The 22,461-nt window shown below is 66.1% G+C and carries 20 protein-coding genes; 16 read left to right on the top strand and 4 right to left on the bottom strand.

Annotation, left to right across the window (positions count from 1 at the left end; genetic code table 11):
- Positions 1–9 precede the first annotated feature (9 nt).
- The 6 genes from RT614_RS04210 (at position 10) to RT614_RS04185 (ending at position 5,660) form a co-directional block, all read left to right on the top strand.
- Positions 10–1,548, top strand: coding sequence for a class I adenylate-forming enzyme family protein (locus RT614_RS04210; protein WP_313620494.1), 1,539 nt, complete (start codon positions 10–12; stop codon positions 1,546–1,548).
- Positions 1,545–2,318: an SDR family oxidoreductase gene (locus RT614_RS04205; RefSeq protein WP_313620491.1), complete on the top strand. Its 774-nt coding sequence runs from the start codon at positions 1,545–1,547 to the stop codon at positions 2,316–2,318. The genes RT614_RS04210 and RT614_RS04205 overlap by 4 nt, the downstream gene beginning before the upstream one ends.
- A gap of 122 nt (positions 2,319–2,440) precedes the next feature.
- On the top strand, positions 2,441–2,998 hold the full coding sequence (locus tag RT614_RS04200; RefSeq protein ID WP_313620489.1) for a carboxymuconolactone decarboxylase family protein: 558 nt from the start codon (positions 2,441–2,443) through the stop codon (positions 2,996–2,998).
- 21 nt (positions 2,999–3,019) lie between these two features.
- A complete protein-coding gene (locus tag RT614_RS04195) occupies positions 3,020–3,817 on the top strand; it encodes an ABC transporter ATP-binding protein (RefSeq protein ID WP_313620487.1) in 798 nt (265 codons plus the stop codon).
- Positions 3,814–4,665, top strand: coding sequence for an ABC transporter permease (locus RT614_RS04190; RefSeq protein ID WP_313620485.1), 852 nt, complete (start codon positions 3,814–3,816; stop codon positions 4,663–4,665). The genes RT614_RS04195 and RT614_RS04190 overlap by 4 nt, the downstream gene beginning before the upstream one ends.
- Before the next feature lie 26 nt (positions 4,666–4,691).
- A complete protein-coding gene (locus RT614_RS04185; RefSeq protein ID WP_313620484.1) occupies positions 4,692–5,660 on the top strand; it encodes an ABC transporter substrate-binding protein in 969 nt (322 codons plus the stop codon).
- Positions 5,661–5,667: 7 nt separating this feature from the next.
- Here the strand turns inward: RT614_RS04185 and RT614_RS04180 are convergent, their stop codons facing one another.
- On the bottom strand, positions 5,668–6,756 hold the full coding sequence (locus RT614_RS04180; RefSeq protein ID WP_313620483.1) for a porin: 1,089 nt from the start codon (positions 6,754–6,756) through the stop codon (positions 5,668–5,670).
- An 8-nt stretch (positions 6,757–6,764) separates the two neighbouring features.
- Positions 6,765–7,937, bottom strand: a complete 1,173-nt coding sequence (locus tag RT614_RS04175) for a DUF1624 domain-containing protein (protein ID WP_313620481.1) — start codon at positions 7,935–7,937, stop codon at positions 6,765–6,767.
- A 312-nt stretch (positions 7,938–8,249) separates the two neighbouring features.
- Between RT614_RS04175 and RT614_RS04170 the strand changes: the two genes are divergently transcribed.
- Positions 8,250–9,272, top strand: a complete 1,023-nt coding sequence (locus RT614_RS04170) for an NADP-dependent oxidoreductase (RefSeq protein ID WP_313620479.1) — start codon at positions 8,250–8,252, stop codon at positions 9,270–9,272.
- 182 nt (positions 9,273–9,454) lie between these two features.
- Complete coding sequence (locus tag RT614_RS04165) at positions 9,455–10,387, top strand: hypothetical protein (RefSeq protein WP_313620478.1); 933 nt, start codon at positions 9,455–9,457, stop codon at positions 10,385–10,387.
- A gap of 10 nt (positions 10,388–10,397) precedes the next feature.
- Here RT614_RS04165 and ilvA read toward each other — a convergent pair whose 3' ends face one another.
- Both ilvA and RT614_RS04155 read right to left on the bottom strand, forming a co-directional pair.
- Positions 10,398–11,969, bottom strand: a complete 1,572-nt coding sequence (gene ilvA, locus RT614_RS04160; RefSeq protein ID WP_313620477.1) for a threonine ammonia-lyase, biosynthetic — start codon at positions 11,967–11,969, stop codon at positions 10,398–10,400.
- Between the two features lie 188 nt (positions 11,970–12,157).
- Positions 12,158–13,729, bottom strand: coding sequence for a helix-turn-helix domain-containing protein (locus tag RT614_RS04155; protein WP_313620476.1), 1,572 nt, complete (start codon positions 13,727–13,729; stop codon positions 12,158–12,160).
- A 482-nt stretch (positions 13,730–14,211) separates the two neighbouring features.
- Between RT614_RS04155 and RT614_RS04150 the strand changes: the two genes are divergently transcribed.
- From RT614_RS04150 to RT614_RS04115, 8 genes are all read left to right on the top strand, one after another.
- On the top strand, positions 14,212–16,440 hold the full coding sequence (locus RT614_RS04150; protein WP_313620475.1) for an NADP-dependent isocitrate dehydrogenase: 2,229 nt from the start codon (positions 14,212–14,214) through the stop codon (positions 16,438–16,440).
- Between the two features lie 339 nt (positions 16,441–16,779).
- Complete coding sequence (locus RT614_RS04145) at positions 16,780–17,514, top strand: 2Fe-2S iron-sulfur cluster-binding protein (protein WP_313620474.1); 735 nt, start codon at positions 16,780–16,782, stop codon at positions 17,512–17,514.
- A gap of 1 nt (position 17,515) precedes the next feature.
- Entirely contained in the window at positions 17,516–17,851 is a 336-nt protein-coding gene (locus tag RT614_RS04140) for a succinate dehydrogenase (protein ID WP_313620473.1), read from the top strand.
- Positions 17,848–18,192, top strand: coding sequence for a succinate dehydrogenase (locus tag RT614_RS04135; RefSeq protein WP_313620472.1), 345 nt, complete (start codon positions 17,848–17,850; stop codon positions 18,190–18,192). Before RT614_RS04140 ends, RT614_RS04135 begins: the two co-directional genes overlap by 4 nt.
- A 1-nt stretch (position 18,193) precedes the next feature.
- On the top strand, positions 18,194–19,933 hold the full coding sequence (locus RT614_RS04130; protein ID WP_313620471.1) for an L-aspartate oxidase: 1,740 nt from the start codon (positions 18,194–18,196) through the stop codon (positions 19,931–19,933).
- 13 nt (positions 19,934–19,946) lie between these two features.
- Positions 19,947–20,882: a fumarate hydratase gene (locus tag RT614_RS04125; RefSeq protein WP_313620470.1), complete on the top strand. Its 936-nt coding sequence runs from the start codon at positions 19,947–19,949 to the stop codon at positions 20,880–20,882.
- Entirely contained in the window at positions 20,876–21,556 is a 681-nt protein-coding gene (locus RT614_RS04120; RefSeq protein WP_313620469.1) for a fumarate hydratase C-terminal domain-containing protein, read from the top strand. Before RT614_RS04125 ends, RT614_RS04120 begins: the two co-directional genes overlap by 7 nt.
- Positions 21,557–21,606: 50 nt before the next feature.
- Positions 21,607–22,440, top strand: coding sequence for an amidohydrolase family protein (locus RT614_RS04115; RefSeq protein WP_313620468.1), 834 nt, complete (start codon positions 21,607–21,609; stop codon positions 22,438–22,440).
- Positions 22,441–22,461: the final 21 nt, after the last annotated feature.

Genomic DNA, 22,461 nt, shown 5'->3' with positions numbered 1-22,461 from the left:
AACATCCTCATGACGCATTCCCTCAAGAACCTGGGCGACCTGGCCGACCCGCGCCTGTCGGCCGACCTGCCGGCCATCGTCGACCTGCGCCTGCCCGACTCGCCGTGGAGCCTGACGCATGGGCAGGCAGACAAGCTTGCCGGCGGCGTGGCCGCGTGGCTGGCGGCGCGCGGCCTTCCGCCCGGTGCCCGCATCGCCATCGCCGCGCTGAACCGCGCCGAATACCTGCTGGCCTACTTCGGCATCATGCGCGCGGGCTTCGTGGCGGTGCCCATCAACATCAAGCAGTCGCAAGAGAACATCGACTACGTGCTGCGCGACGCGGACGTGGCATTGGCCTTTGTGGACGGCGCCCGCCGCGCATCGTTCGAGGCCACCGTGCCGGTGCTGGACTTCGACGACGCGGGACCGCAGGGCTTTGCCGCCCAGATCGAGCCGGCGGAATTCGCCGCCGTCACGCCTGCCCCGCAGGACATCGCGCAGATGCTGTACACGTCCGGTTCCACGGGCAAGCCCAAGGGCGTGCCGCTGACCCATTCCGGGCAATTGTGGGCGCTGACGGCCACCGCCGGCGCGGCCGCTGGCGGCGGACAGGCGCGCTATCTGCTGGCGCAGCCGCTCTTTCACATGAACGGGTTGTTCATGGCGAAGCGCGCCTTTTCGGGCAACAGCCTGCTGGTGATCCAGCCGGCCTTTGACGTCGCCGCGTACGCGGACGCGCTGGAACGCTACCGCATCACCGTGCTGACAGCCGTGCCGACGATGTTCGCGCGACTGGTGAAGGACCCCGCGCTGCTGAACGGCCGCGACCTGTCCGCGCTGGAGCGCGTGATGCTGGGGTCGGCGCCGATGACCGTCGCGCTGTACGAGCGCATCCAGCAGGCCTTGCCGGGCGTGCGCATCACGCACGGCTACGGCACGACCGAAGCCGGGCCCGCCGTGTTCGGTCCGCATCCCGACGGCCTGCCGACGCCGCCGCTGGCCCTGGGCTATCCGCTGTCGCAGGACCAGGTCCGGTTGACTGGCGGCGCGGGGCCCGACGAAGGCGTGCTGCTGATGAGAAACCCCGCCGTGCTCGCCGGCTATCACAACCTGCCCGAGAAGAGCGCCCAGGTGCTGGACGACGGCTGGTATTACAGCGGCGACGTCATGCGCCGCGACGCCGACGGGTTCTATTACTTCGTGGGCCGCGCCGACGACATGTTCGTGTGCTCGGGCGAAAACATCTATCCGGTCGAGGTCGAGAAGCTGCTGGAATCCCACCCCGACGTGCGCCAGAGCTGCGTCGTTCCGCTTGCCGATGAAGAGCGCGGCAACATCCCGGTCGCCTTCGTGGTGCGACGCGCCGGAAGCAGCCTGGACGCCGAGGCCCTGAAGCAGCACGCGCTGGCGCACGGCCCGGCGTACCAGCATCCGCGCCGCATCCGCTTCGTGGACGATCTGCCGTGGGCGGGCACCAACAAGGTCGACCGCAATGCCCTGCTGTTGCAGGCGCGCGAACTCGAAGCCCGCAAGGACTGGGCACACGCCCAAAAGGAAGCAGCATGAGCCCCGCATTGGATTCCCTGCAAGGCAAGACCGCGCTGGTCACCGGCGGCAGCCGCGGCATCGGCCGCGCGATTGCGCTGGCGCTGGGCCGGCGCGGGGCCAGCGTCGCCGTGCATTACAACGCGGCCGCCGAGGCCGCCTTTGAGGTCGTCGGCCAGATCGAGGCGGCTGGCGGCCGGGCCTGGGCCGTGCAGGCAGACCTGGCGGATCCGTCGGCGGCCGAGAGACTCGCGAACGCCGTGCGCACCGCGTTGCCGGACCGCACGGGCGAAGACGGCCTGGACATCCTGGTCAACAACGCCGGCGTCGGACTGCGCGCCCGGTTGCCGGACGTGACGCCAGAAGGGTTCGACCGCGTGCTGCAGGTGAACCTGAAAACGCCGTTCTTCCTGATCCAGCACTGCCTGCCGTTCCTGCGCGACGGCGGCCGCATCATCAACATTTCGTCCATGGGCACGCGCGCGGCGTATCCGGAGATGAGCGTGTACGCTCCGGCCAAGGCAGGTCTGGAAGCCCTGACCCTGCTGCTGGCCAGCGACCTGGGCGCGCGCGGCATCACCGTGAATGCGGTGCTGCCCGGCGCCACCGCGACCGACCTGAACCAGCGGGCGCGCGACCCCGAACTGAGCCGCGCCATCGCGCAAACCATCGCGCTGGGCCGCGTGGGACAGCCCGAGGATATCGCCGACATCGTCGCGTTCCTGGCCTTGCATGAGGGCCGTTGGGTCACCGGACAAAGCATCGACGCCACGGGTGGACAGCGGTTGTAGGGGACCGGGCATACGCATCCAGGGGGACACATACCCATATACATATGTGATATCGGTATTTTTCACGCGACCCAGGGTCTTTTAGGATTCCAGCGTTGATTTTGCCTAACGCTGGAATTGCCTTGTCACGCCTGACCCCTCTGGATCCCGCCAAGCTGGATCCCGCCACCGCCGCCCTTTTCAATCAACTGCTGCAGGACTACGGTCCTTACGCGAACATGCTGAGCGCCTTCGCGCCGCGGCCGCCGGCCTTGAAGCACTTTTTCTCGTACCTGGTGCAATCGCGCCAGGACGGCCTGATCTCGCCGCGCCACCTGGAAATCGCGCTGTTGACGGCGTCCAAGGCGCACGCGTGCCACTACTGCGTCACGCTGCACACGCCCAAGCTGGCTGCGCACGGCATTTCGCAGGAAGCCATCGACCGCCTGCTGGAACCGGAATTGCCCGGCCTGGACGAAAAGGACCTCGTGGTGCGCGACTACGCCGTGCTGGTCACCCTGACGCCGGCGCAGGTCAGCGACGCGTTCTACCAAAAGCTGCAGTCCTTCTTCAGCGAAGAGCAGATCGTCGAACTGACCATCCGCATCGCCCTGTGCAGTTTCTTCAAGCGCTTCAATGAAGCGCTCGAGGTGCCGCACGAAGACGTGGTGGCGCTGGAACTGGGGCATGGCGCGGCGTGAGGCGCGTGCAGTCGTTTCGCCATGAGCCCTACCCCTGCCCTCAAGCTTGAGATCCGCAATCTATCCAAGCGCTTTGACACCGACACCGGCCCCGTCCAGGTCCTGGACGACATCAGCCTGAACGCCGCCGGCGGCGAATTCATCAGCATCATCGGTCCTTCCGGCTGCGGCAAGTCCACGCTGTTCAACATCCTGACGGGCCTGTTGGACCATGACGCCGGCACGATCGCGCTGGACGGACAGCCGCTGCCGAACCTGCGCGGACGCGTCGGCTACATGCTGCAGCGCGACCTGCTGATGCCCTGGCGCACCGTGCTGGACAACGTGCTGGTCGGCCTGGAAATCCGCGGCACGCCCAAGGCCGAATCCGTGGAACGCGCTCGCGAATACCTGGACACCTTTGGCCTGCTGCCGTTCCAGGACAGCTACCCGAAGGCGCTGTCCGGCGGCATGCGCCAGCGCGTGGCGCTGGCGCGCACCCTGCTGCCCGACCCCGACGTCCTGCTGCTGGACGAACCCTTTTCGGCGCTGGACTACCAGACCCGCCTGTTCCTGGAATCCATGCTGGCCGACACCGTCAGCAAGCAGGGCAAGACGGTGGTGCTGGTGACCCACGACATCGACGAGGCGATCGCCCTGTCCGAACGCATCTTCGTGCTGAGCGCCCGACCCGGCCGCCTGAAGACCGTGCACAACATCGAACTGGGCACGCGTTCGCCGCTGGAAGCGCGCCACGACAGCCGCTTTCCGGGCTATTTCGACCTGCTGTGCCAGGAACTCGACATTCAGACCGCCCGCAAGGACGGCACCCACGCATGAGCCAGACCACCGCAACCATCGCGCAGGGCGCACCCGCCTCCGCGCAAGCCAGGCCGCGCACCCGCGGCAAATTCCGCCTTCCCGTGCTGGCCACGCAGCTCCTGATCCTGGCCGTCCTGTTCGGCGCCTGGGAAGCCGCCGTGCGCACCGGCGCCGTGTCGGGCTTCCTGTTCGGGTCGCCAGCGGGCGTGCTGCAGGCCGCCTGGAAAATGATCCTGAACGGCGAACTCTGGGAACACGCCAACTACACCTTGTGGGCGTCGGCCGCCGGCTTTGTGGTCGGCACCGTGCTGGGCACCATTCCGGGCCTGGCGCTCTGGTATTCGCCCTACGGCGCCAAAGTGGTCGAACCGTTCCTGGTCGCCATCAACAGCGTGCCCAAGATCGCGTTCGCGCCGCTGGTGATCCTGTGGTTCGGCACCGGCATCATCTCGAAGGTGGCCCTGTCGATTTCGCTCACGTCCATCGTCGCCCTGCTGGCCGCGTTCCAGGCCGCCAAGGACGCCGATCCCGACATCCAGAAGATGCTGGTGTCGCTGGGCGCGACGAAGCGGCAGATCTTCTCCAAGGTCGTCGTGCCGTCGTCGCTGCCCGCCATCATCGCCACGTTCCGTATCAACATCGGCTTCGCGCTGGTGGGCACCGTGGTGGGCGAGTTCATTTCGTCCAAGTACGGACTGGGACACATCATCTTCGTCGCCTCGTCGCTCTATGACCTGAACACCGTCTGGGTCGGCATCTTCTCGCTGATGCTGCTGGGCTTTGTCCTGTACGCCGGCGTGGACGTCGCCGAGAAGCGCCTGCTGCGCTGGAAAGACCAGACCTACGCCACTCAATTCAAACTGTGAAGCGCCTTGCGCCGCTGCAAAACCCCATGAAAATCACCTTCCCCCTGCGCCTTGCCGCCGCCGCGGCCGCCTCGTTGCTGTCCGTCTCGGCCATGGCCAACGACAAGGCCGTGGTCTCCGCCGCCTTCAAATCCGTGTTCTACCTGCCGGTGTACTTCGCCGAGGAACACGGCTACTTCAAGGACGAAGGGCTGGACGTGCGTATCGACGTGGCCTCGTCGTCGACGAACGCGCTGGCCGCGGTCATCTCCAAAAGCGCCGACTTTTCGCTGCACGGCCCCGAATGGACCGCGATCTCTTTCGGGCGCGGCGCGCCGGTCAAGGTCGTGGGCGGCACCCTGAATCGCCTGGGCGTGTGGCTGACCTGCAAGCCGGCCTTTGCCTTTGACGGCTTCAAGAGCCTGAAGGGCGCCACCATCGCCACGGGCGCCATGCCCACCACCAGCTCGTCCGCCTTCATCAAGCTGGTCAAGAACGCCGGGCTGGATCCCAAGCGCGACGTGAACCTGCTGGAAGTGCCGCTGGGCAACGAGATCGGGCCGCTCAGTTCCGGCCAGGCGGATTGCGCGGTGCTCTACGAGCCGGGCGCGTCGCAGGCGCAGGCCCAGGGCTACAAGGTCGTGTCCGCGTTCTCGCGCGAGATCGGTCCGTACACGTTCTCGGCCATCTCCACCCGCCAGGACATCCCGCCGCAGGTGTCGCAGAAGTTCGTGTCCGGCATCGACCGCGCGCTCAAGGCCATCCACAAGGATCCCGCCGCCGCCGTCGCCAGCGGACTAAAGCTCTTTCCCAACCTGGACCCCGCGGTCGTGCGCGCATCGGTGCAGCGCCTGATCGACGACGGCGTGTTCGCGGACTCCGTGGCCGTGCCGGATCAGGCCCTGAAGGACGCGCTGCAGACCCAGATCGACCTGAACAACCTGGACCGGATTCCGCAGGACGGCAAGTGGCTGGATCTGGGATACGCCGACAAGATTTCGGGCAAGACGTACTAGGCCCGCATCAGAACCGATGGCGCATCCCCACCGCGTACTGCGCCTGATGCCAGGACGGGTCGTCCCACGCGCCGCGCATGTAGCCGTAGATGGCGTACAGGTTGGTGCGCTTGGACAGGTCGTACACGTAGCCGGCCGAATAGATCTGCTGCGTGTGCGTCGCGCCGTCGCGCTCCAGGACGCCGCCGCCCGGCAGGCTGCCCTGCCATGACGCCATCACCATCCCGGGGCCGGCCCGCCAGGTCGCGCCGGCCATCAGGCCATGCACCGTGCTGCCCGGGAAATAGACGCGCTGGCCCGGCGACGGCACCGCCGGAATGGTGGAGCCGTTGCGCATCACCGACCAGCCCGCGTACAGCGTGAAGGCGTCCAGCGTCGCGCGCCCGGCCAGCGTATAGGCGTCGGGCTGACGCGCGCCGCCGGCCCGGGCCATGGCGGCAGCCTGCGTCGTGCCGTCTGCCCAGCGCGCGCCTTCGTACGTGGCGGCGATCGAATAGCCCGCCTGTTCATAGACCAGCGCGGCGCTGTACAGCTTGTTGGTGGACCCCGTCTGGAAGCCGCCCCCGCCGTCGTAGTCCAGGCTGGCCTCGACCCCTGCGCGGAATCCGCCCGCGGAGGGCGTCCAGTACGCGACCGTATTGTCCGCGCGGTTCGCGTTGTAAGGCAGCAGCGCCGTCTGCGCGCCCGTGATCAGGTATGACGCCATGAAGGCGTCGTAGTCCGCCAGCGTGGCGGAAGACACCGAGGTCTGGCGGCCCAGCCGCACATCCCCGAAGGCTCCCGACACGCCCACCCAGGCCGCGCGGCCGAAGAGCCGCCCGCCCTGCGCGGACTTGCCGTTGGTGGCGAGGATGCCGCTTTCAAGCTGGAAGTTGGCCCGCAGGCCGTTGCCCAGATCTTCGCTGCCCCGCAGACCCCACCGCGATCCGGACTGCACGCCCGACTGCATGTTGATCGCCGTGCCGCGCTCCTGCGTGGAGAAACCCGCAAGGCTCAGGTCCACGACGCCGTACAACGTGACGGCGCTTTGCTGCGCGTCGGCCGCCCACGGCGCGATCAGCGCCGCGACGCCCGCGGAAAACTTCCGGACCGCCATCGCCGACCTCACAGATACTTGAGCCAGGAGATGTCGCGGCGCGCAGCCTTCAATCGGCCGAACCAGCGCACCGGCCAATACAGCGCCGCCGCCAGCAATACCGAGATCAGCCACACCGAGCTCATGTCGTCCACGCCGAAATACTTGCCCTGGTTCAGCCCCCAGACGCCCTCTCCCGCCAGGTACAGCGCCTTCAGGACGTACAGGTGCAGCAGGTAGAAGAACATCGGCGCCGCGCCGAACACGCACAGCGCGCGCACCCACGCGGCGGATTGCGCCCGCTCGATCAGGACCAGCAGGCAAAGGCCCAGGCCCAGCGTCAGCAGCAGGAACATCAGCGAAGGCGGATATTTGGTGATGTTCAGGAAGCTCATCGCCGTATGAAGCGCGTCCGCTTGCGGCGCCCACTGCTGAGCCTGCCCATACCCGTTCAACGCGCGCAGGACGACAAAGCCCGCGATGGCCAGCAATCCCGCCGTCCACAGCCGCCGCTGCCGCGTCGCCGCCGGAAAGCCGGCGTGGAACCAGGGCCCGGCCGCAAAACCCAGGGCGATCACGCCGATCCACGGCAGCAGCGGATACGAGGTGCGCAAGCGCAATGTCTCGCTCAGCTCGATCCAGCCGCGGTCGTGCAGGATGGCCCACGGCACGTGCATGGCATGTCCCGCCGCGAAATGCAGGCCGTCCAACGCGTTATGCCCGGCTACCAGCACGATGCCGACCGCAATCAGCGCCGCGCGCGGCAGCCACAGCAAGGCGGCCAGCGACAGCATGGACAGCCCAATCACCCAGATCACCTGCAGGTACACGACGCTGGGCGGAAACTGGAACGTCCACGCGAAATTCACGACGATGACTTCCAGCGCGATCAGGAACGCGCCGCGCTTGGCCAGGAACGCCGCCGTCGCGCCCCGGCTGCCGGCCTTCGCGCCATACAGCCACGCCGACAGGCCGGTCAGGAAAACGAACACGGGCGCGCACAGATGCGCCATCAGGCGCGAGAAAAACAGATCCGGTGGGGTCGTCGACACGTCCATCGGGTCGCCCACCTGGTGATGCAGGAAGAAGGTCTCGCGGACGTGGTCCAGCAGCATGATGACGATGACCAGCCCGCGCAGGGCGTCGATCGATTGCAGGCGGGAATTGCGGGGGGAAGCGGAAACGGGAATGGGTGATGCCATCTTGGAATGCAGCGTGGGAATGCGCGCGGGCCGGACAAAACTGCCCGGAGCCGCTCGAAAAAAAGCACGAATAGTAATGTAATAACATTACTATTCCAAGACAAGATTGGTCGCCAAGTTCGTATCCGCGCGGTTTTGACGGCGGGACAGCGAAACGCTGCATCAGGACCGCCTTTGTTCATCACGCTTCTCACCGCAGTGCGCCCTACTCCGCCTGGACGCCCGCCTGCCGCACCTTGTAGCCCGGAGTTTTTCTCACGCACATACCGTATGCATGCCTAGAATGTTCGGAACAACCCGAGGAGACACCCCATGCACGTCCGCAATCTGACCAACCGGCAGGTCGTCCTGAAGTCGCGCCCCCAGGGCATTCCGCAGGCAGAACACTTTGAGATCCGGACCGCGTCGGTGCCGGAACCGAAGGATGGCGAGGTGCTGGTCCGCAACCTGTTCCTGTCGGTGGACCCGGCGATGCGCGGCTGGGTGAACGCGGTCGCCAACTATTCCGAACCCGTCGGCATCGGCGAGGTCATGCGCGCTTTCGCCGCCGGGCGCGTCGTGGCTTCGCGCAATCCGCAATATCCGGAAGGCAGCCTGGTCATGGGCCTGCTGGGCTGGCAGGACTACGCCATCACGGATGGCAAGGCCATCCGCCGCCAGGTCCTGGAGACCGACCTGCCGCTGTCGCTGTCCCTGGGCGTGCTGGGCTTGAACGGCGTCACTGCGTACTTCGCGCTGAACGCCTGCGGCGAGCCCAAGGCAGGCGAAACCGTGGTGGTGTCCACCGCCGCGGGCGCCGTGGGTTCCGTCGTGGGACAGCTTGCACGCCATCAGGGCTGCCGCGCCGTGGGCATCGCGGGCGGCGCCGACAAGGCGCGCCTGTGCGTCGAGGAATTCGGCTACGACGCGGCGCTGGATTATCATGCGCCCGACCTTGCGCAGACGCTGGCGCAAGCGTGCCCCGATGGCGTGGACGTGTACTTCGACAACACCGCCGGACGCATCAGCGACACCATGCATCCGCTGATCAACCGCCACGCCCGCATCGTGATCTGCGGCACCGCGTCCGTCAGCAGCTGGGATCCCTGGCCCGCCGGCCCGCGCGTCGAACGACATCTCTTGAACAAGGCGGCGCGCATGCAGGGCTTTCTGGTCTGGGACTACGAGCACCGCTACGAGGAAGCCATCGCCGCGCTGGCCCCGCTGGTGCGCCAGGGCACGCTGCGCTATCGCGAGGAAATCCTGGACGGCATCGAGGCCGCACCGGGGTCGATCGCCGATCTTTATCAAGGCAGGAACATGGGCAAACGCCTGATCCGGCTGGAAAATGCTTGAATGGCCAAGAAGGTTTCAGCACACGCGGACGGCCCCGCGGACGAAGACCAGCCCACCGCGCACCCGACAGGCCCGCGCCCCAGCGTCTTGACAGGCCCTCAGACGCGCAACCCGGCCTCCTGAGGGACCTGCTCCGCACACCGTTATATATTTACCCCCTTGCCCTACCCCGGAGCCAACCGATGACGAGCCGCCGCGCCATCGCGTTTCTACTCAGCATGCTTGCCGCCACCGCAGGCGCCGCCGTGATATTCGACAGCCAGGGGCTGGTGGTCGACGTGACGCAGGGATCTCGCAACGACTGGAACACCGGCCAGCGCCAGGCGACCCGTGCAACGACCATCACTTACCAGGGCAAGAAACTGTGCGGCGCCGACGTCGGCGCTCTGCTATACCCGGACAGCAAGGAACCCGCCGCGCGCGCGTTCTTCTGCGCGGGCCCGGCACGCGCGTTGGAAACGGATGCCGTGCTGGCATTCTTCAACAGCTCCAGCGCCCGCAGCGTGCTGGCGCACCTGCAGGTGATCAATGGCGTCCTGCGCGTGCAGCGCGTGGCGCTGTCCGACAAGCCCGACCGCGACCGCGTGGGCGGCACGCTGTTCGGCGACGCTCGAATGCCCGGCTGGACGCGCGTCGAGTCGGCATGGAACGAAACCGTCATGATTCGCCACGCGCCGCTCAAGGCATTGAACCTGGGGCCCGGCAAACTGCTGGACGTGCAGGACGGCGTGGCCTATCTAGCTGTCCCGCCCGGCAGCGATGTGGTGGTGGTCGAGCCCGCCAAGACCGTCAAGGATGCGCACGGCTACAACCAGTATGTTCCGGAAATCACGCGGTTCGTGCCCGTTCCGCTGGCGTTCCGCGCCGTGCGCATGAGCGACGGCCGCGAGCTGGCGCGGCTGGACTTCAAGGACGTCTGCCTGCGCCTGCCCGCCATTCAATTCGACCGGCCCGATCCGCTGCGCACCACCTCGGCCACGCCGGACGTTTCGTTCGACGACGTGCCGGCCTGGCGCGCCGCCTCCCTGCAACTGGACCAGACGCAGGGCCGCACCACGCTGCGCCTGCAGCCGGGCGTGGGCCTGCCGCGCAAGCCCGGCTGCGCGCCAGGCTAGGCGGCCGCGCTCAGGCCAGGAACCGCCGGTACGCCTCGTTGCCGGTCTCCTCGGAATGCGCGTAGCCCAACTGGCGCAGGAATGAATCCAGGGCGGCGTCGTCGGCCAGCGGCGCCTGGATGCCCACCAGGGCGGAACTGAAATCGGCGCCTTGGTTGCGGTAATGGAACAGGCTGATGTTCCAGTTGGGCGCCATGGCCGACAGGAACTTCATCAACGCGCCCGGACGCTCGGGAAACTCGAAGCGGAACAGACGCTCGCCGCTGGCAAGCGGCGAACGTCCGCCGACCATATAGCGGATGTGCTGCTTGGACACTTCGTTGTGTGTCAGGTCGCTGGCCGCAAAGCCCTGCTCCTCCAGCCCCGCCATGATGTCGGCCGCTTCGCCGCGGCGCGCGATCTGCACGCTCACGAAAATATGGGCGGTGCGGGCGTCGGCGATGCGGTAGTTGAATTCGGTCACGCTGCGCTGGCCGATCACGCCGCAGAAGCGGCGGAAGCTGCCGCGCTCTTCGGGGATGGTCACCGCGAAAACCGCTTCGCGCGCCTCGCCCACTTCGGCGCGGTCGGCCACGAAGCGCATGCGGTCGAAGTTCATGTTGGCGCCGGATGTGATCGCCACCAGCGACTGTCCCTGCGCACCCTCGCGTTCCACGTACTTCTTCAATCCCGCGACCGCCAGCGCGCCCGCCGGCTCCAGCACGCTGCGCGTGTCCAGGAATACGTCCTTGATCGCCGCGCACACCGCGTCCGTATCGACCAGGATGACTTCGTCCAGATATTCGCGGCACAGGCGGAAGGTCTCTTCGCCCACCAGCTTGACGGCCGTGCCGTCCGAGAACAGGCCGACCTCGGCCAGGATGACGCGCTCGCCCACCCGCAGCGACTGCGCCATCGCGCACGAGTCTTCGGTCTGCACGCCGATTACCTTCACACCCGGATTGACCGCCTTGACGTAGGCCGACACGCCCGCCGCCAGGCTGCCGCCGCCGATGGGCACGAAGATGGCGTGCAGCGGTTCGGGATGCTGGCGCAGGATCTCCATGCCCACCGTGCCCTGCCCGGCGATCACATAGGGGTCGTCGAACGCCGGCACGAAGGTCAGGCTTTGTTCCTGGGCCAGCTTTTGCGCGTGCGCGTAGGCGTCGTTGTACGAATCGCCGGCCTGCACCACGGTCACCGTCGGCCCGCCATGCGCGCGCACGGCATCCACCTTCACTTGCGGCGCCGTCTGCGGCACCACGATGATGGCGCGCACGCCCAGCTTGGCGGCCGAGATCGCGACGCCCTGCGCGTGATTGCCGGCCGACGCCGTGATCACGCCGCGGTCCAGCGCGGACTGCGGCGTGTTGCGCATCTTGTTGTACGCGCCGCGCACCTTGAACGAGAACACCGGCTGGTTGTCTTCGCGCTTCAGGTGGACGGTGTTGCCAAGCCGGGTGGAGAGGCCGCGCGCCAGGTCCAGTTCGGTTTCACGGGCGATGTCGTAGACCCGGGCGGTCAGGATCTGCCTCAGGTATTCCATGGGCGATGCGGCGCCGGCCTGGAAATCCGTGGTTGCGGTGTGGGGTGTAGCGGACATGGGGTTCTCTGCTTGGGTAGGCTTTGCCCGGCAGAGGCGGCCACAAAAAACCCGCCTCTTGGGGCGGGTGGCTGTGACTGTTGCGGTCGCGCGCTAACCCACCATTCCAGGAATGATGGTAATAATCAGCGAAATGCGGACGGCGCGGAAATTCATGGACCGAAGCTTGCGCCAAGCAAGCTGCTTTGTCAAACGGCGCTTTGTGATCCCGCCTGTCCGCGCGCGATGTCCGCCAGCCCTGGAGCGGACGCAAACACTTCCGGCGGCAGGACGTCGCCGGGCCGGTGCGCCACCATGCGCGTCACGATGCCGCGGAACATGCGCTCGCGTCCCGCCGCGTCCGGCACGCGCCGCACGAACAGATAGTCGTAATGCGCCAGCATCCGCTGCAGCAGCGCGGCGTCCAGGCTCTCAAGGACGTGTCGCAAGTCCTGCGGCAAGGCGTCGTCCGGATGCGTCAGGAACACGCCCAACTGCATGCGCGTCAGCGGCTTGATCTCGTACAGCATTCGGTTGGCTGCCTCGGAGGCGTCGCGGTCGCCCATCGCCACGAGCGTCGTGCACTTGAGCACCTGCAGGAACACCTGGAATTCCGAACCCGGCTCGGCCAGTTCGATGCCCTGGTCGAAGTCCTCGACCGCCTCGGCCAGCCGGCCCCGGTTCAGTTTCAATTGCCCCAGCACGGCGAAGGCCGATGCGTAGGCCGTGCCTTGCGCGAACGCCTCGTCGGCCAGCGCCTCCGCCAGGTCCAGATGGTCGCGGCCGACGAAACACAGCAGCTTGGCCGCAGCCAGCATCAGCACGGGGTTGTCGCGGATATGCGGCAACGCCTGGAACACCAGCGCCTCGATCTGCGGTTCCAGTTCGGCCGGCTTGCTGGCCAGGTCCAGCACCAGACGCGCGTACAGATGGGATGCCCACATCAACGCGGTCTGCGGATCGTCCGGGTGCTCGGCGCGCACTTTCTCCAGCTCTTCCACCGATTCCAGCCAGCCTTGCGGCGTGCGCGCCAGCAGCACGGTGGCGCGATGCAGGCGCAGTTCGAATGGTTCGTCCGTGGGACCGGCGTGTCCGTCCTGCGCCCGCGTCAGGCTGCGCCAGATCTCGCTCTTGATCGACGCCGCGCACGCGGCGGCTGCGCGCCCGAGGTCCGTCGATGCGCCATGCCCGATGACCAGCCGGTCGGCCCGCAAAGCCCTTCCGCCAGCCGTCTCGCGCAGGGCGACGGCGCAGTGGATGCCCGCGTCATCCTGGCGGAGGCCGATTTCCACGCAAAAGGCGGCTGTCGCACGGGCCTGCGCGTCCGGCTCCAGGCTGACGCCGCGCTCGCTGGGCAGCCGGTCGCGCACGGCGTCGGCCAGCGCGTCCAAAAAAGCCCGCACGGAAGAAGCCTCGCGCAGGCGCGCGGGACCAACGGCCGGGCCGATCGCGACGTAAACGGATTCGGGCAAGGCCGGGGTGGCGGCGGCGATCCAGCTATATCCCTCGCCGTAACTGGTGGCGATGTAGCGCGGCGCCCGCGCCGAATCGCCCAGCTTGGCGCGCAGGCGGTTGACGAGCAGGTCCACGCTGCGTTCCAGCGCGTCGGCATCGCCGCGCTGGGTGGCGTCAAGCAACCGCTGACGCGGCAGGATCGAGCCGGCATGCCCGACCAGCAACGCCAGCGCCGCGGATTCTGCCGTCGTGAACTGGGTCACGCTCCCCTGCCCGTCGGTCGCATAACGAAACCGATCGTCGAATGTCAGGTCTCCGTACCGCATGTGCTCTCCCGCCGGATGTCGCGCGTGGACGGCGCCCGCATCCCCGGCCATCGTCTTCGATAACGGTGTCAACGGCACCAGAAAGCGGCAATGCTATGTCAAACCCCGTTCATTGCGCCAGCGGGACAAGAACGCACGCCCTCGCATATCGACTGCCCCTCCGTTATACGTCCCCATATAAGTGGCATGAGCTTATAACCCACCCCGAAGCAAACAAGAGACGTTTCGCCGCGCAATGCGTAGCACGGTATTACAATGGAAGGTTCGTGGCCCCCGTACTTCCCAAGGCGGACCTGGACACGGCCGGAACTCCGGCCGCCCGGTCCAGTCAACAATAGGGCGGACGGCGGCCATGTTGGGTGGACGCTCGGCCTGTCGTGTCCGCCCATACGAACCCACTCTCGACAACATCTACCGGCGCATGCCGCATAGCATGTTCGGGTTTGCGCGTTAAGCGCCTGAGCCGAACAGATTCAAGGATCATGTCTCTTACTCCGAAGATTATCTATACCCTCACCGACGAAGCTCCGGCACTTGCAACCCGTTCGCTGCTGCCCATCGTCCAGGCATTCGCCAAACCCGCAGGCATCACGGTCGAGACCCGCGACATTTCGCTGGCAGGCCGCATCATCGCCCTGTTCCCGGACTACCTCGAAGACAGCCAGAAGCTGTCCGACGCCCTGTCCGAACTGGGCGGCCTGGCTGTCAAGCCTGAAGCCAACATCATCAAGCTGCCCAACATCAGCGCCTCGATGCCTCAACTGAAGGCGGCCATCAAGGAACTGCAGGACCAGGGCTACAAGCTGCCGGACTACCCGGACGCCCCCGCCAACGACACCGAGCGCGACGTCAAGGCCCGCTACGACAAGGTCAAGGGCAGCGCCGTGAACCCGGTCCTGCGCGAAGGCAACTCCGACCGCCGCGCCCCGCTGTCGGTCAAGAACTACGCTCGCAAGCACCCGCACAAGATGGGCGCCTGGACGTCTGACTCCAAGTCGCACGTCGCGCACATGAGCGAAGGCGATTTCTACGGCACCGAAAAGTCCGCCCTGATCGCCCAAGCCGGCGACGTCAAGATCGAACTGACCGCCGCCGACGGCACGAAGACCGTGCTGAAGGAAAAGACCCCCGTCAAGGCCGGCGAGATCATCGACGCCGCCGTGATGTCGGCCGCCAAGCTGAAGTCCTTCCTGCAGGCGCAGATCGACGACGCGCGCGCCACCGGCGTGCTGTTCTCGGTGCACCTGAAGGCCACGATGATGAAGGTCTCCGACCCCGTCATCTTCGGTCTCGTGGTTTCCGTGTTCTACAAGGACGTGCTGGCCAAGCACGCCGACACGCTCAAGCAGGCGGGCTTCGATCCCAACAACGGCATTGGCGACCTCTACGCCAAGATCCAGTCCCTGCCGGCCGACCAGCAAGCCGCCATCACGGCCGACATCGACGCCGCCTACAAGACGCTGCCGCAACTGGCCATGGTGAACTCCGACAAGGGCATCACCAACCTGCACGTGCCCAGCGACGTCATCGTCGACGCGTCCATGCCCGCCATGATCCGCGACTCCGGCAAGATGTGGAACGCCGAAGGCAAGCTGCAGGACACCAAGGCCGTCATCCCCGACCGCAGCTACGCTGGCGTCTACCAGGCCGTCATCGACGACTGCAAGCGCAATGGCGCCTTCAATCCGGTCACGATGGGCAGCGTGCCCAACGTCGGCCTGATGGCCCAGGCCGCTGAAGAATACGGTTCGCACAACAAGACCTTCGTCATCCCGGCCGCGGGCACCGTGCGCGTCACCGACGCCGCTGGCGCCGTGCTGCTGGAGCAGGCTGTTGAAGCCGGCGACCTCTGGCGCATGTGCCAGACCAAGGACGCCGCGATCCAGGACTGGGTCAAGCTGGCTGTCTCGCGCGCCCGCGCCACCAAGACGCCCGCCGTCTTCTGGCTGGACGAAAAGCGCGCCCACGACGCCCAGGTCATCGCCAAGGTCAAGCAGTACCTGAAGGACCACGACACCAGCGGCCTGGACCTGCGCATCCTGGATCCGGTCGAAGCCACCAAGTTCTCGGTCAAGCGCATCCGCGAAGGCCTGGACACCATCTCGGTCACCGGCAACGTGCTGCGCGACTACCTGACCGACCTGTTCCCCATCATGGAACTGGGCACCAGCGCCAAGATGCTGTCGATCGTTCCGCTGGTCGCCGGTGGCGGCCTGTTCGAAACGGGCGCCGGCGGCTCGGCCCCCAAGCACGTGCAGCAGTTCCTTGAAGAAGGCTTCCTGCGCTGGGATTCGCTGGGTGAATTCATGGCGCTGGCCGAATCGCTGGACCACCTGGGCCGCACGTACAAGAACCCGACCGCCCAGATTCTGGCCAAGACGCTGGATCAGGCAACCGCCAAGTTCCTGGACGAGAACAAGTCGCCCGAGCGCAAGGTCGGCGGCCTGGACAACCGCGGCAGCCACTTCTATCTGGCGATGTACTGGGCCCAGGCCCTGGCTGCCCAGACCGAAGATCGCGCGCTGGCAGCCCAGTTCGCCCCCGCGTCGACCGCGTTCTCGGAAGGCGAGAACAAGATCCTGGACGAGCTGAAGGCCGCCCAGGGCAAGCCGGTGGACATCGGCGGCTACTACCAGCCGAACGAAGCCAAGGCCAGCCAGGCGATGCGCCCCAGCGCCACGCTGAACAAGGTGCTGGCCTCGATCGGTTAAGACCCCCTGCTTTGCCGGCCGGCACATGCCGGCCAGCCGAGTCAAAAACCGGCAGTCCGAACATGGACTGCCGGTTTTTTTTATCGGTCGAATTTCGCCACCCGCGCAGAAAAATTCCCCGACCGACCCCCACGTCAACCGCGCCGACCAGACTTTGACGCGCCGCGTCATTGCAAATCGTTGAACCTACCGCGGCGCAGTAGTCGCCTTGCCCGCCCAGGCACCCTCTGGACCGCCCCGGATTAACTACAAAAAATATCAACCAAAACTATATTGCTTCAGGGATTCGCGAGATTCAAACTTTGTCCATGGGCGCAGCATGCCAATCGAGGACAGGAAATGGATGCTAAGAATTCCACCGATCAGAGACAGCTTACGGTCCGCATCGCGCGGGGCACCGAAGACGGAACCTTCTCCACCTACTCGGTGCCCTGGCGTGAAAATCAGACCGTGCTGGACGTGGTGACCGAAGTCCAGCGCACGCAAGAGCCCACGCTTTCGTACCGCTACGCCTGTCGCGTCGGCGTGTGCGGTTCCTGTGCGATGACCGTGAACGGCAAACCGCGCTGGACTTGCCGGACCCACGTAAGCCGCGTCGAAGAAGACGGCGTGATCGTGATCGAACCCTTGCGCAACATGCCGCGCATCAAGGACCTGGTCGTCGACATGCGCGAGTTCTTCCAGAAGTGGGCCCGCGCCGGCAACACCTTTGTCGGAACGGCCACGCGCAATGATCCGCCGGCGCTGGTGTCGCCCCAAAGCAAGAAGCGCAAGCTCGCGGACGCGGCCATCGAATGCATCAACTGCGGCGTCTGCTACGCCGCCTGTGACGTCGTGTCCTGGGACAAGGATTACCTTGGCCCTGCGGCGCTGAACCGGGCATGGACGCTCTACAACGACGAACGGCATGCCGATCCCAAGGACGTGCTGCACAAGTCCACGTCGGGCAGCGGCTGCAACTCCTGTCACACCCAGGGCAGCTGCATGAAGCACTGCCCGGTCAGCCTGAGCCCCACCGGCAGCATCGCCGGATTGAAACGCAGCGCCATCTTCAGCCTGCTCAAGGGAGGCTGACATGGAGGCACGTCTGTTTGCGCTCCAGCGCCTGACGGCGATGGTGATGGCCCCCTTCGTCTTCGTGCACGTCGGACTTGTGATCTATGCGGTCCGGGGCGGCCTGACCGCCGGCGAAATCCTTTCACGCACCCAGGGGAACTGGCTCTGGATCGCCTTCTATGGCCTGTTCGTACTCAGCGTGTCCATCCACGTCCCGATCGGCGTGCGCAACATCCTGATCGAGTGGCTGCGGATCGGCCGTCCGGCGGCGTCCGCCATCGGGCTTGCCTTCGGCGCGGCGCTGCTCATCCTGGGCATGCGCGCCGTGGCCGCAGTGGGAGGACTGGCGTCATGAAGTCCGCGCGCAACCATCAAGCCTACTGGGCCTTCCTTGGGCATCGCCTGTCCGGCCTTGCGCTGGCCCTTTTCCTTCCCGCCCACTTCTATGTGCTGGCCATGGCGCTGGACCAGGCCCGGCTGGACGCCTTCCTGAAGCTTTCGGAGATGCCAGCGATGAAATTCGGCGAATGGGGGCTGGTCCTGCTGCTTACGCTCCATATGTTCTTCGGACTGCGTCTTCTTGTCCTGGAACTCCTGCCCTGGAATACCCCGCGCGACGCGCGCGTCGCCTGGATCGGCTGGGGCTTCGCGATCTCGATGGCCACGGGCCTGGCTTTCCTCGCTGGAGTCATCTGACATGCAAATCGAAAACCACAAGACGGACATCCTGGTGATCGGCACCGGAGGCGCGGGCTTGTTCGCGGCGCTGCATGCCAAGAAGGCGAACCCCTCCCTGCAGGTGACGGTGACCGTGAAAGGCCTGCTCGGCAAGTGCGGCTGTACCCGCATGGTCCAGGGCGGCTACAACGTTGCGCTGGCCGCTGGCGATTCGGTCGAACGCCACTTCATGGACACCATCGAAGGCGGCAAATGGCTGCCGCGCCAGGACCTGGCGTGGCGGCTGGTCGAAGGCGCGGTCGAGCGGGTGCGAGAGCTTGAAAACGAAATCGGCTGTTTCTTCGACCGCAATCCCGACGGATCGCTGCATTCCAAGGCGTTTGCCGGCCAGAGCTTCGACCGCACGGTGCACAAGGCGGACCTGACGGGCATCGAGATCATCAATCGGCTGATGGAGCAGGTTCGCGCGCTGGACGTCGACGAATTGGAAGAGCATCGCGCCATCGAGCTGATTCCCGCCGCCGACGGTTCCGGCATCTCGGGCGTTCTGTTCATCGATATGCGGACAGGCGGGTATCGGTTCATCCAGGCCAAGGCGGTGCTGCTGGCCACCGGGGCCGGTCCGACGATGTACCGGTACCACACGCCCTCCGGGGACAAGACGTGCGACGGGCTGGCGATGGCATTGCGCTACGGCCTGGCGCTGAGAGACATGGAAATGGTCCAGTTCCACCCGACCGGCCTGCTGGGCGGGCCGGATACGCGGATGACCGGCACGGTGCTGGAAGAAGGACTGCGGGGCGCCGGCGGCTACCTGCTCAACGGCGACGGCGAGCGCTTCATGGCCAATTACGACAAGCGCGGCGAACGCGCCACGCGGGACGTCGTCAGCCGGGGCATCTACGCTGAAATGCGCGCCGGGCGCACGGGACCGATGGGCGGCGTCTACATCCAGATGAGCCATCTCGGCCCGGAGAAGGTCGCCAAGACCTTCCCCGGCATGGTCAATCGATGCAAGGACTGCGGATTCGACCTGGCCGGTGGCAAGGTCGAGGTCGTTCCGACGGCCCACTACCTGATGGGCGGCGTCGAGTTCAACGTGGATGGCTCGACCGCTTCGCCCGGCCTGTACGCCGCGGGAGAGGATTGCGGCGGCGTGCACGGCGCGAACCGCCTGGGCGGCAACGGCGTGGCCAACTCGACGGTGTTCGGCGGCATCGCGGGCGACTCGATGGCCGCCTATGTCGCCAAAACCGGCCATTGGCGCGACCCGGACAAGCAAATCATCGCGCGCGGCGTCGAACGCGCCGAGTTCCCATTTTCCAGGCCGTCCGGCCGCATTCATGAATTGCGCGATGCGCTTTCGCAGACGATGTGGGACGACGTGGGCGTGTTGCGCACCCAGGACGCCATGGAACACGGCCTTGGCGCCATCGCCGGCCATCGCGCGGCGCTGCGCGGCATCGGCGTGGCGGATGGGGACCGACGCTACAACCTGACCTGGCACGACTGGCTCAACCTGGAAAGCCTGGTCGACATCTCGAAGGTCATCACGCTGTCGGCGCTGGCGCGCCAAAACAGCCGTGGCGCGCACTTCCGCGAAGACTTTCCCGAGCCGGGCGACCTGCACACCAGCCGCTACACGCGCGTGAGCGCGCGGGACGATTCGGTGCGGCTGGAGATGGTTCCGGTTTCCTTTGACATCGTAAAGCCCGGCGAATCGCTGATCGAAGGCGAAGCAGGCATCCCCCAGAGCTAAGGCACACACCACCATGAGAATCCCCGTTCAGAAAGTCGAAGAGGCGGCGCTGGAGATCATGCGACGCGCGGCAATCGAAATCCCCCCGGACTACAAGCAAGGCATCCAGGCCTTGCAGAAAAAGGAGACCGGAAAGCTCCCGCGTTTCGTCATCCATGCCATGGTCGACAACTGGGAGGCCGCCGACCAGGACCGGCGCCCCATGTGCGCCGACACCGGACTGCCGCGCTACTACGTCAAGGTCGGCAACAACGCGTCCGTGGACGCCGGCTTTGTCGCGGTGGAGCGCGCGCTGCGCTACGCGACGGCCGAAGGCACGGTCACCATTCCTTTGCGCCCGAACCGCGTGCATCCGCTCTGGCGCACCGACCACAACAACAACGTGGGCATCAACGCGCCGGAGATCGAATGGTCTTTCGAACCGGATGCCGACTGGATCGAAATCACCACCGTCCACAAGGGCGGCCTGTTCGGCACGGATTACCGGATGCTGTTCCCAGGTGACGGCATCGACGGCATCAAGCGCTTCGTGCTGGATACCCTGATCGCCTTCGGCAAGCGCGGGCTGGCGTGCCAGCCGGCCATCGTCGGCATCGGCCTGGGCGGATCGAAGGACACCTGCATGCAGCTGGGCAAGCAGGCGGCCTGTCTTCGGACGGTGGGAGACCGGAATCCCGATCCCAAGGTGGCCGAGCTGGAGCTGGAGCTGATGCAGCTGGGGAACTCGATCGGCATGGGGGCCATGGGCTTCGTCGGCACCGGCATGGTGGTCGACTGCCACATCGAGTGCGGCTATACGCATACGGGCGGCATGCCCATCAGCCTGCACACGTTCTGCCTGTCTTCGCGCCGCGCCACCGCGCGGATCCACGCCAACGGAGAGATCCAGTACCGCACGGATCCCCAATGGTTCACGCCCTACATGCGCCGGGAGACGGTCGAATGGTAAGCAACGACGACGACATCAAGGTCTTTCACCTGGACTTGCCCGCCAAAACGGAAGACATCGCCAAGCTTGAACTCGGATCGGCGGTCTATCTCAATGGCCTGGTGTACACGGCCCGCGAGGGCGTCTACAAGAAGGTCCTGGACGAGGGCCTGCCGCTGCCGCTGGACCTGCGATCCCTCAGCAACGTCAACTTCCATTGTTCGCCGGCCGCGGCGCCGGACGGCCGTGGCGGCTTCAACGTCGGCGCCGTCACCGCCACCGCGTCGTTCCGGTTCTCCAAGTGGATTCCTCGATGGCTGGACGAGACCGGATGCCGAATCCTGATCGGCAAAGGCGGCATGCCTGCGGACGACTACAAGAAGGTGCTTGCGCCCGGCGGCGCAATCTATCTGACGACGGTCGGCTACGGCACGGGCGCACTGCTGGGCCGGGGCATCAAGCGAGTGCGCGAGGTGCATTGGCTGGATGAGCTGGGCATCGCGCAGGCGATGTGGCTGTTCGAAGTGGAGAACTTCGGCCCCTTCATCGTCGAAAGCGACCTCGATGGAAATTCGCTCTTCGCGCAGCACGCGGAAGTCATCAACGCCGGCATCGAAAAGCTCTACGCCGGCTTGAAGCCTCCTGCCCTGCACCGCTACGGCGAGACGGACGACCGCAAGGACGAAGTGATGTAGGCGGCGCAACGCGCGGCTGCCACCAACCCATTCCATTCAGAGACACTGCGATGATCATCGACTTTCGGCTTCGGCCGCCCGTGGGCGGTTTCCTGGACACGCTGATGTACTCGGCGGGAGAGCGGCGCGACGGTTTCACCCGGACCGTGGGATTCGAGCCGTCCAAGGCGGCGCAGCAGCAGTCGATGGACATGCTGCTTGACGAGATGGATGCCGCGAAGATCGATCGCGGCGTGGTGGTCGGGCGGCTGGCCGGGGTGCTGGGCAGCGTGTCCAACGAAGACGTCCGCGGCATCGTGGCCGATCACCCGGACCGCTTCATCGGCGCCGCCTCGATCGACCCCACCGATCGGCGCAAGGCGTGTCGCACCATCAGCCAGGCCGTCGAAGATGGATTCCGGCTCATCAACATAGAACCCGGCTCATACCCGGTTCCGATGTACGCCGATGACCGGCGCCTCTACCCGATCTACGGCCATTGCGAGGACATCGGCGTCCCGGTGATCATGATGGTTGGAGGCACGGCGGGTCCGGACCTGAGCTATTCGGATCCGATCCGGACCGACCGGGTCCTGACGGACTTTCCCAATCTGAACGTCGTCGTCGCGCACGGCGGCTGGCCATGGGTCAACGAAATCCTGCATCTGGGCTTCCGGCGGCCGAACATGTGGCTGTCGCCCGACATGTATTTCTCGCGCATGCCCGGCTGGGAAGAATACGTGAAGGCGGCCGATGGCTTTCTTTCGGATCGGATGCTCTACGCCAGCTCATTCCCATTCTGCCCCGTGCAAGGGTACAAAGAGTGGTTCGAGCGCTTGCCGATCCGGGAAGACAACCTGAAAAAGATCATGGGCGGAAATGCCCGGCGGCTGCTCGGAATCTAGCGCCTGGAAACGGGCGTTTCG

This window comes from Achromobacter sp. (assembly GCF_032102605.1).
GTDB lineage: Bacteria > Pseudomonadota > Gammaproteobacteria > Burkholderiales > Burkholderiaceae_B > Achromobacter.
Note: the sequence above shows the minus strand (reverse complement) of the source record. Positions and strands in the feature narration are given on the sequence as shown.

What these genes read in the sequence shown, in the direction of transcription:
- RT614_RS04185 (WP_313620484.1), top strand. Translation starts at nt 4,692, where the DNA reads ATGAAAATCACCTTCCCCCTGCGCCTTGCCGCCGCCGCGGCCGCCTCG.
- RT614_RS04180 (WP_313620483.1), bottom strand. Translation starts at nt 6,756, where the DNA reads ATGGCGGTCCGGAAGTTTTCCGCGGGCGTCGCGGCGCTGATCGCGCCG.
- RT614_RS04170 (WP_313620479.1), top strand. Translation starts at nt 8,250, where the DNA reads ATGCACGTCCGCAATCTGACCAACCGGCAGGTCGTCCTGAAGTCGCGC.
- RT614_RS04210 (WP_313620494.1), top strand. Translation starts at nt 10, where the DNA reads ATGACGCATTCCCTCAAGAACCTGGGCGACCTGGCCGACCCGCGCCTG.
- RT614_RS04130 (WP_313620471.1), top strand. Translation starts at nt 18,194, where the DNA reads ATGCAAATCGAAAACCACAAGACGGACATCCTGGTGATCGGCACCGGA.
- RT614_RS04205 (WP_313620491.1), top strand. Translation starts at nt 1,545, where the DNA reads ATGAGCCCCGCATTGGATTCCCTGCAAGGCAAGACCGCGCTGGTCACC.
- RT614_RS04135 (WP_313620472.1), top strand. Translation starts at nt 17,848, where the DNA reads ATGAAGTCCGCGCGCAACCATCAAGCCTACTGGGCCTTCCTTGGGCAT.
- RT614_RS04145 (WP_313620474.1), top strand. Translation starts at nt 16,780, where the DNA reads ATGGATGCTAAGAATTCCACCGATCAGAGACAGCTTACGGTCCGCATC.
- RT614_RS04150 (WP_313620475.1), top strand. Translation starts at nt 14,212, where the DNA reads ATGTCTCTTACTCCGAAGATTATCTATACCCTCACCGACGAAGCTCCG.
- RT614_RS04125 (WP_313620470.1), top strand. Translation starts at nt 19,947, where the DNA reads ATGAGAATCCCCGTTCAGAAAGTCGAAGAGGCGGCGCTGGAGATCATG.
- RT614_RS04195 (WP_313620487.1), top strand. Translation starts at nt 3,020, where the DNA reads ATGAGCCCTACCCCTGCCCTCAAGCTTGAGATCCGCAATCTATCCAAG.
- RT614_RS04115 (WP_313620468.1), top strand. Translation starts at nt 21,607, where the DNA reads ATGATCATCGACTTTCGGCTTCGGCCGCCCGTGGGCGGTTTCCTGGAC.
- RT614_RS04155 (WP_313620476.1), bottom strand. Translation starts at nt 13,729, where the DNA reads ATGCGGTACGGAGACCTGACATTCGACGATCGGTTTCGTTATGCGACC.
- RT614_RS04190 (WP_313620485.1), top strand. Translation starts at nt 3,814, where the DNA reads ATGAGCCAGACCACCGCAACCATCGCGCAGGGCGCACCCGCCTCCGCG.
- ilvA (WP_313620477.1), bottom strand. Translation starts at nt 11,969, where the DNA reads ATGTCCGCTACACCCCACACCGCAACCACGGATTTCCAGGCCGGCGCC.
- RT614_RS04175 (WP_313620481.1), bottom strand. Translation starts at nt 7,937, where the DNA reads ATGGCATCACCCATTCCCGTTTCCGCTTCCCCCCGCAATTCCCGCCTG.
- RT614_RS04140 (WP_313620473.1), top strand. Translation starts at nt 17,516, where the DNA reads ATGGAGGCACGTCTGTTTGCGCTCCAGCGCCTGACGGCGATGGTGATG.
- RT614_RS04120 (WP_313620469.1), top strand. Translation starts at nt 20,876, where the DNA reads ATGGTAAGCAACGACGACGACATCAAGGTCTTTCACCTGGACTTGCCC.
- RT614_RS04165 (WP_313620478.1), top strand. Translation starts at nt 9,455, where the DNA reads ATGACGAGCCGCCGCGCCATCGCGTTTCTACTCAGCATGCTTGCCGCC.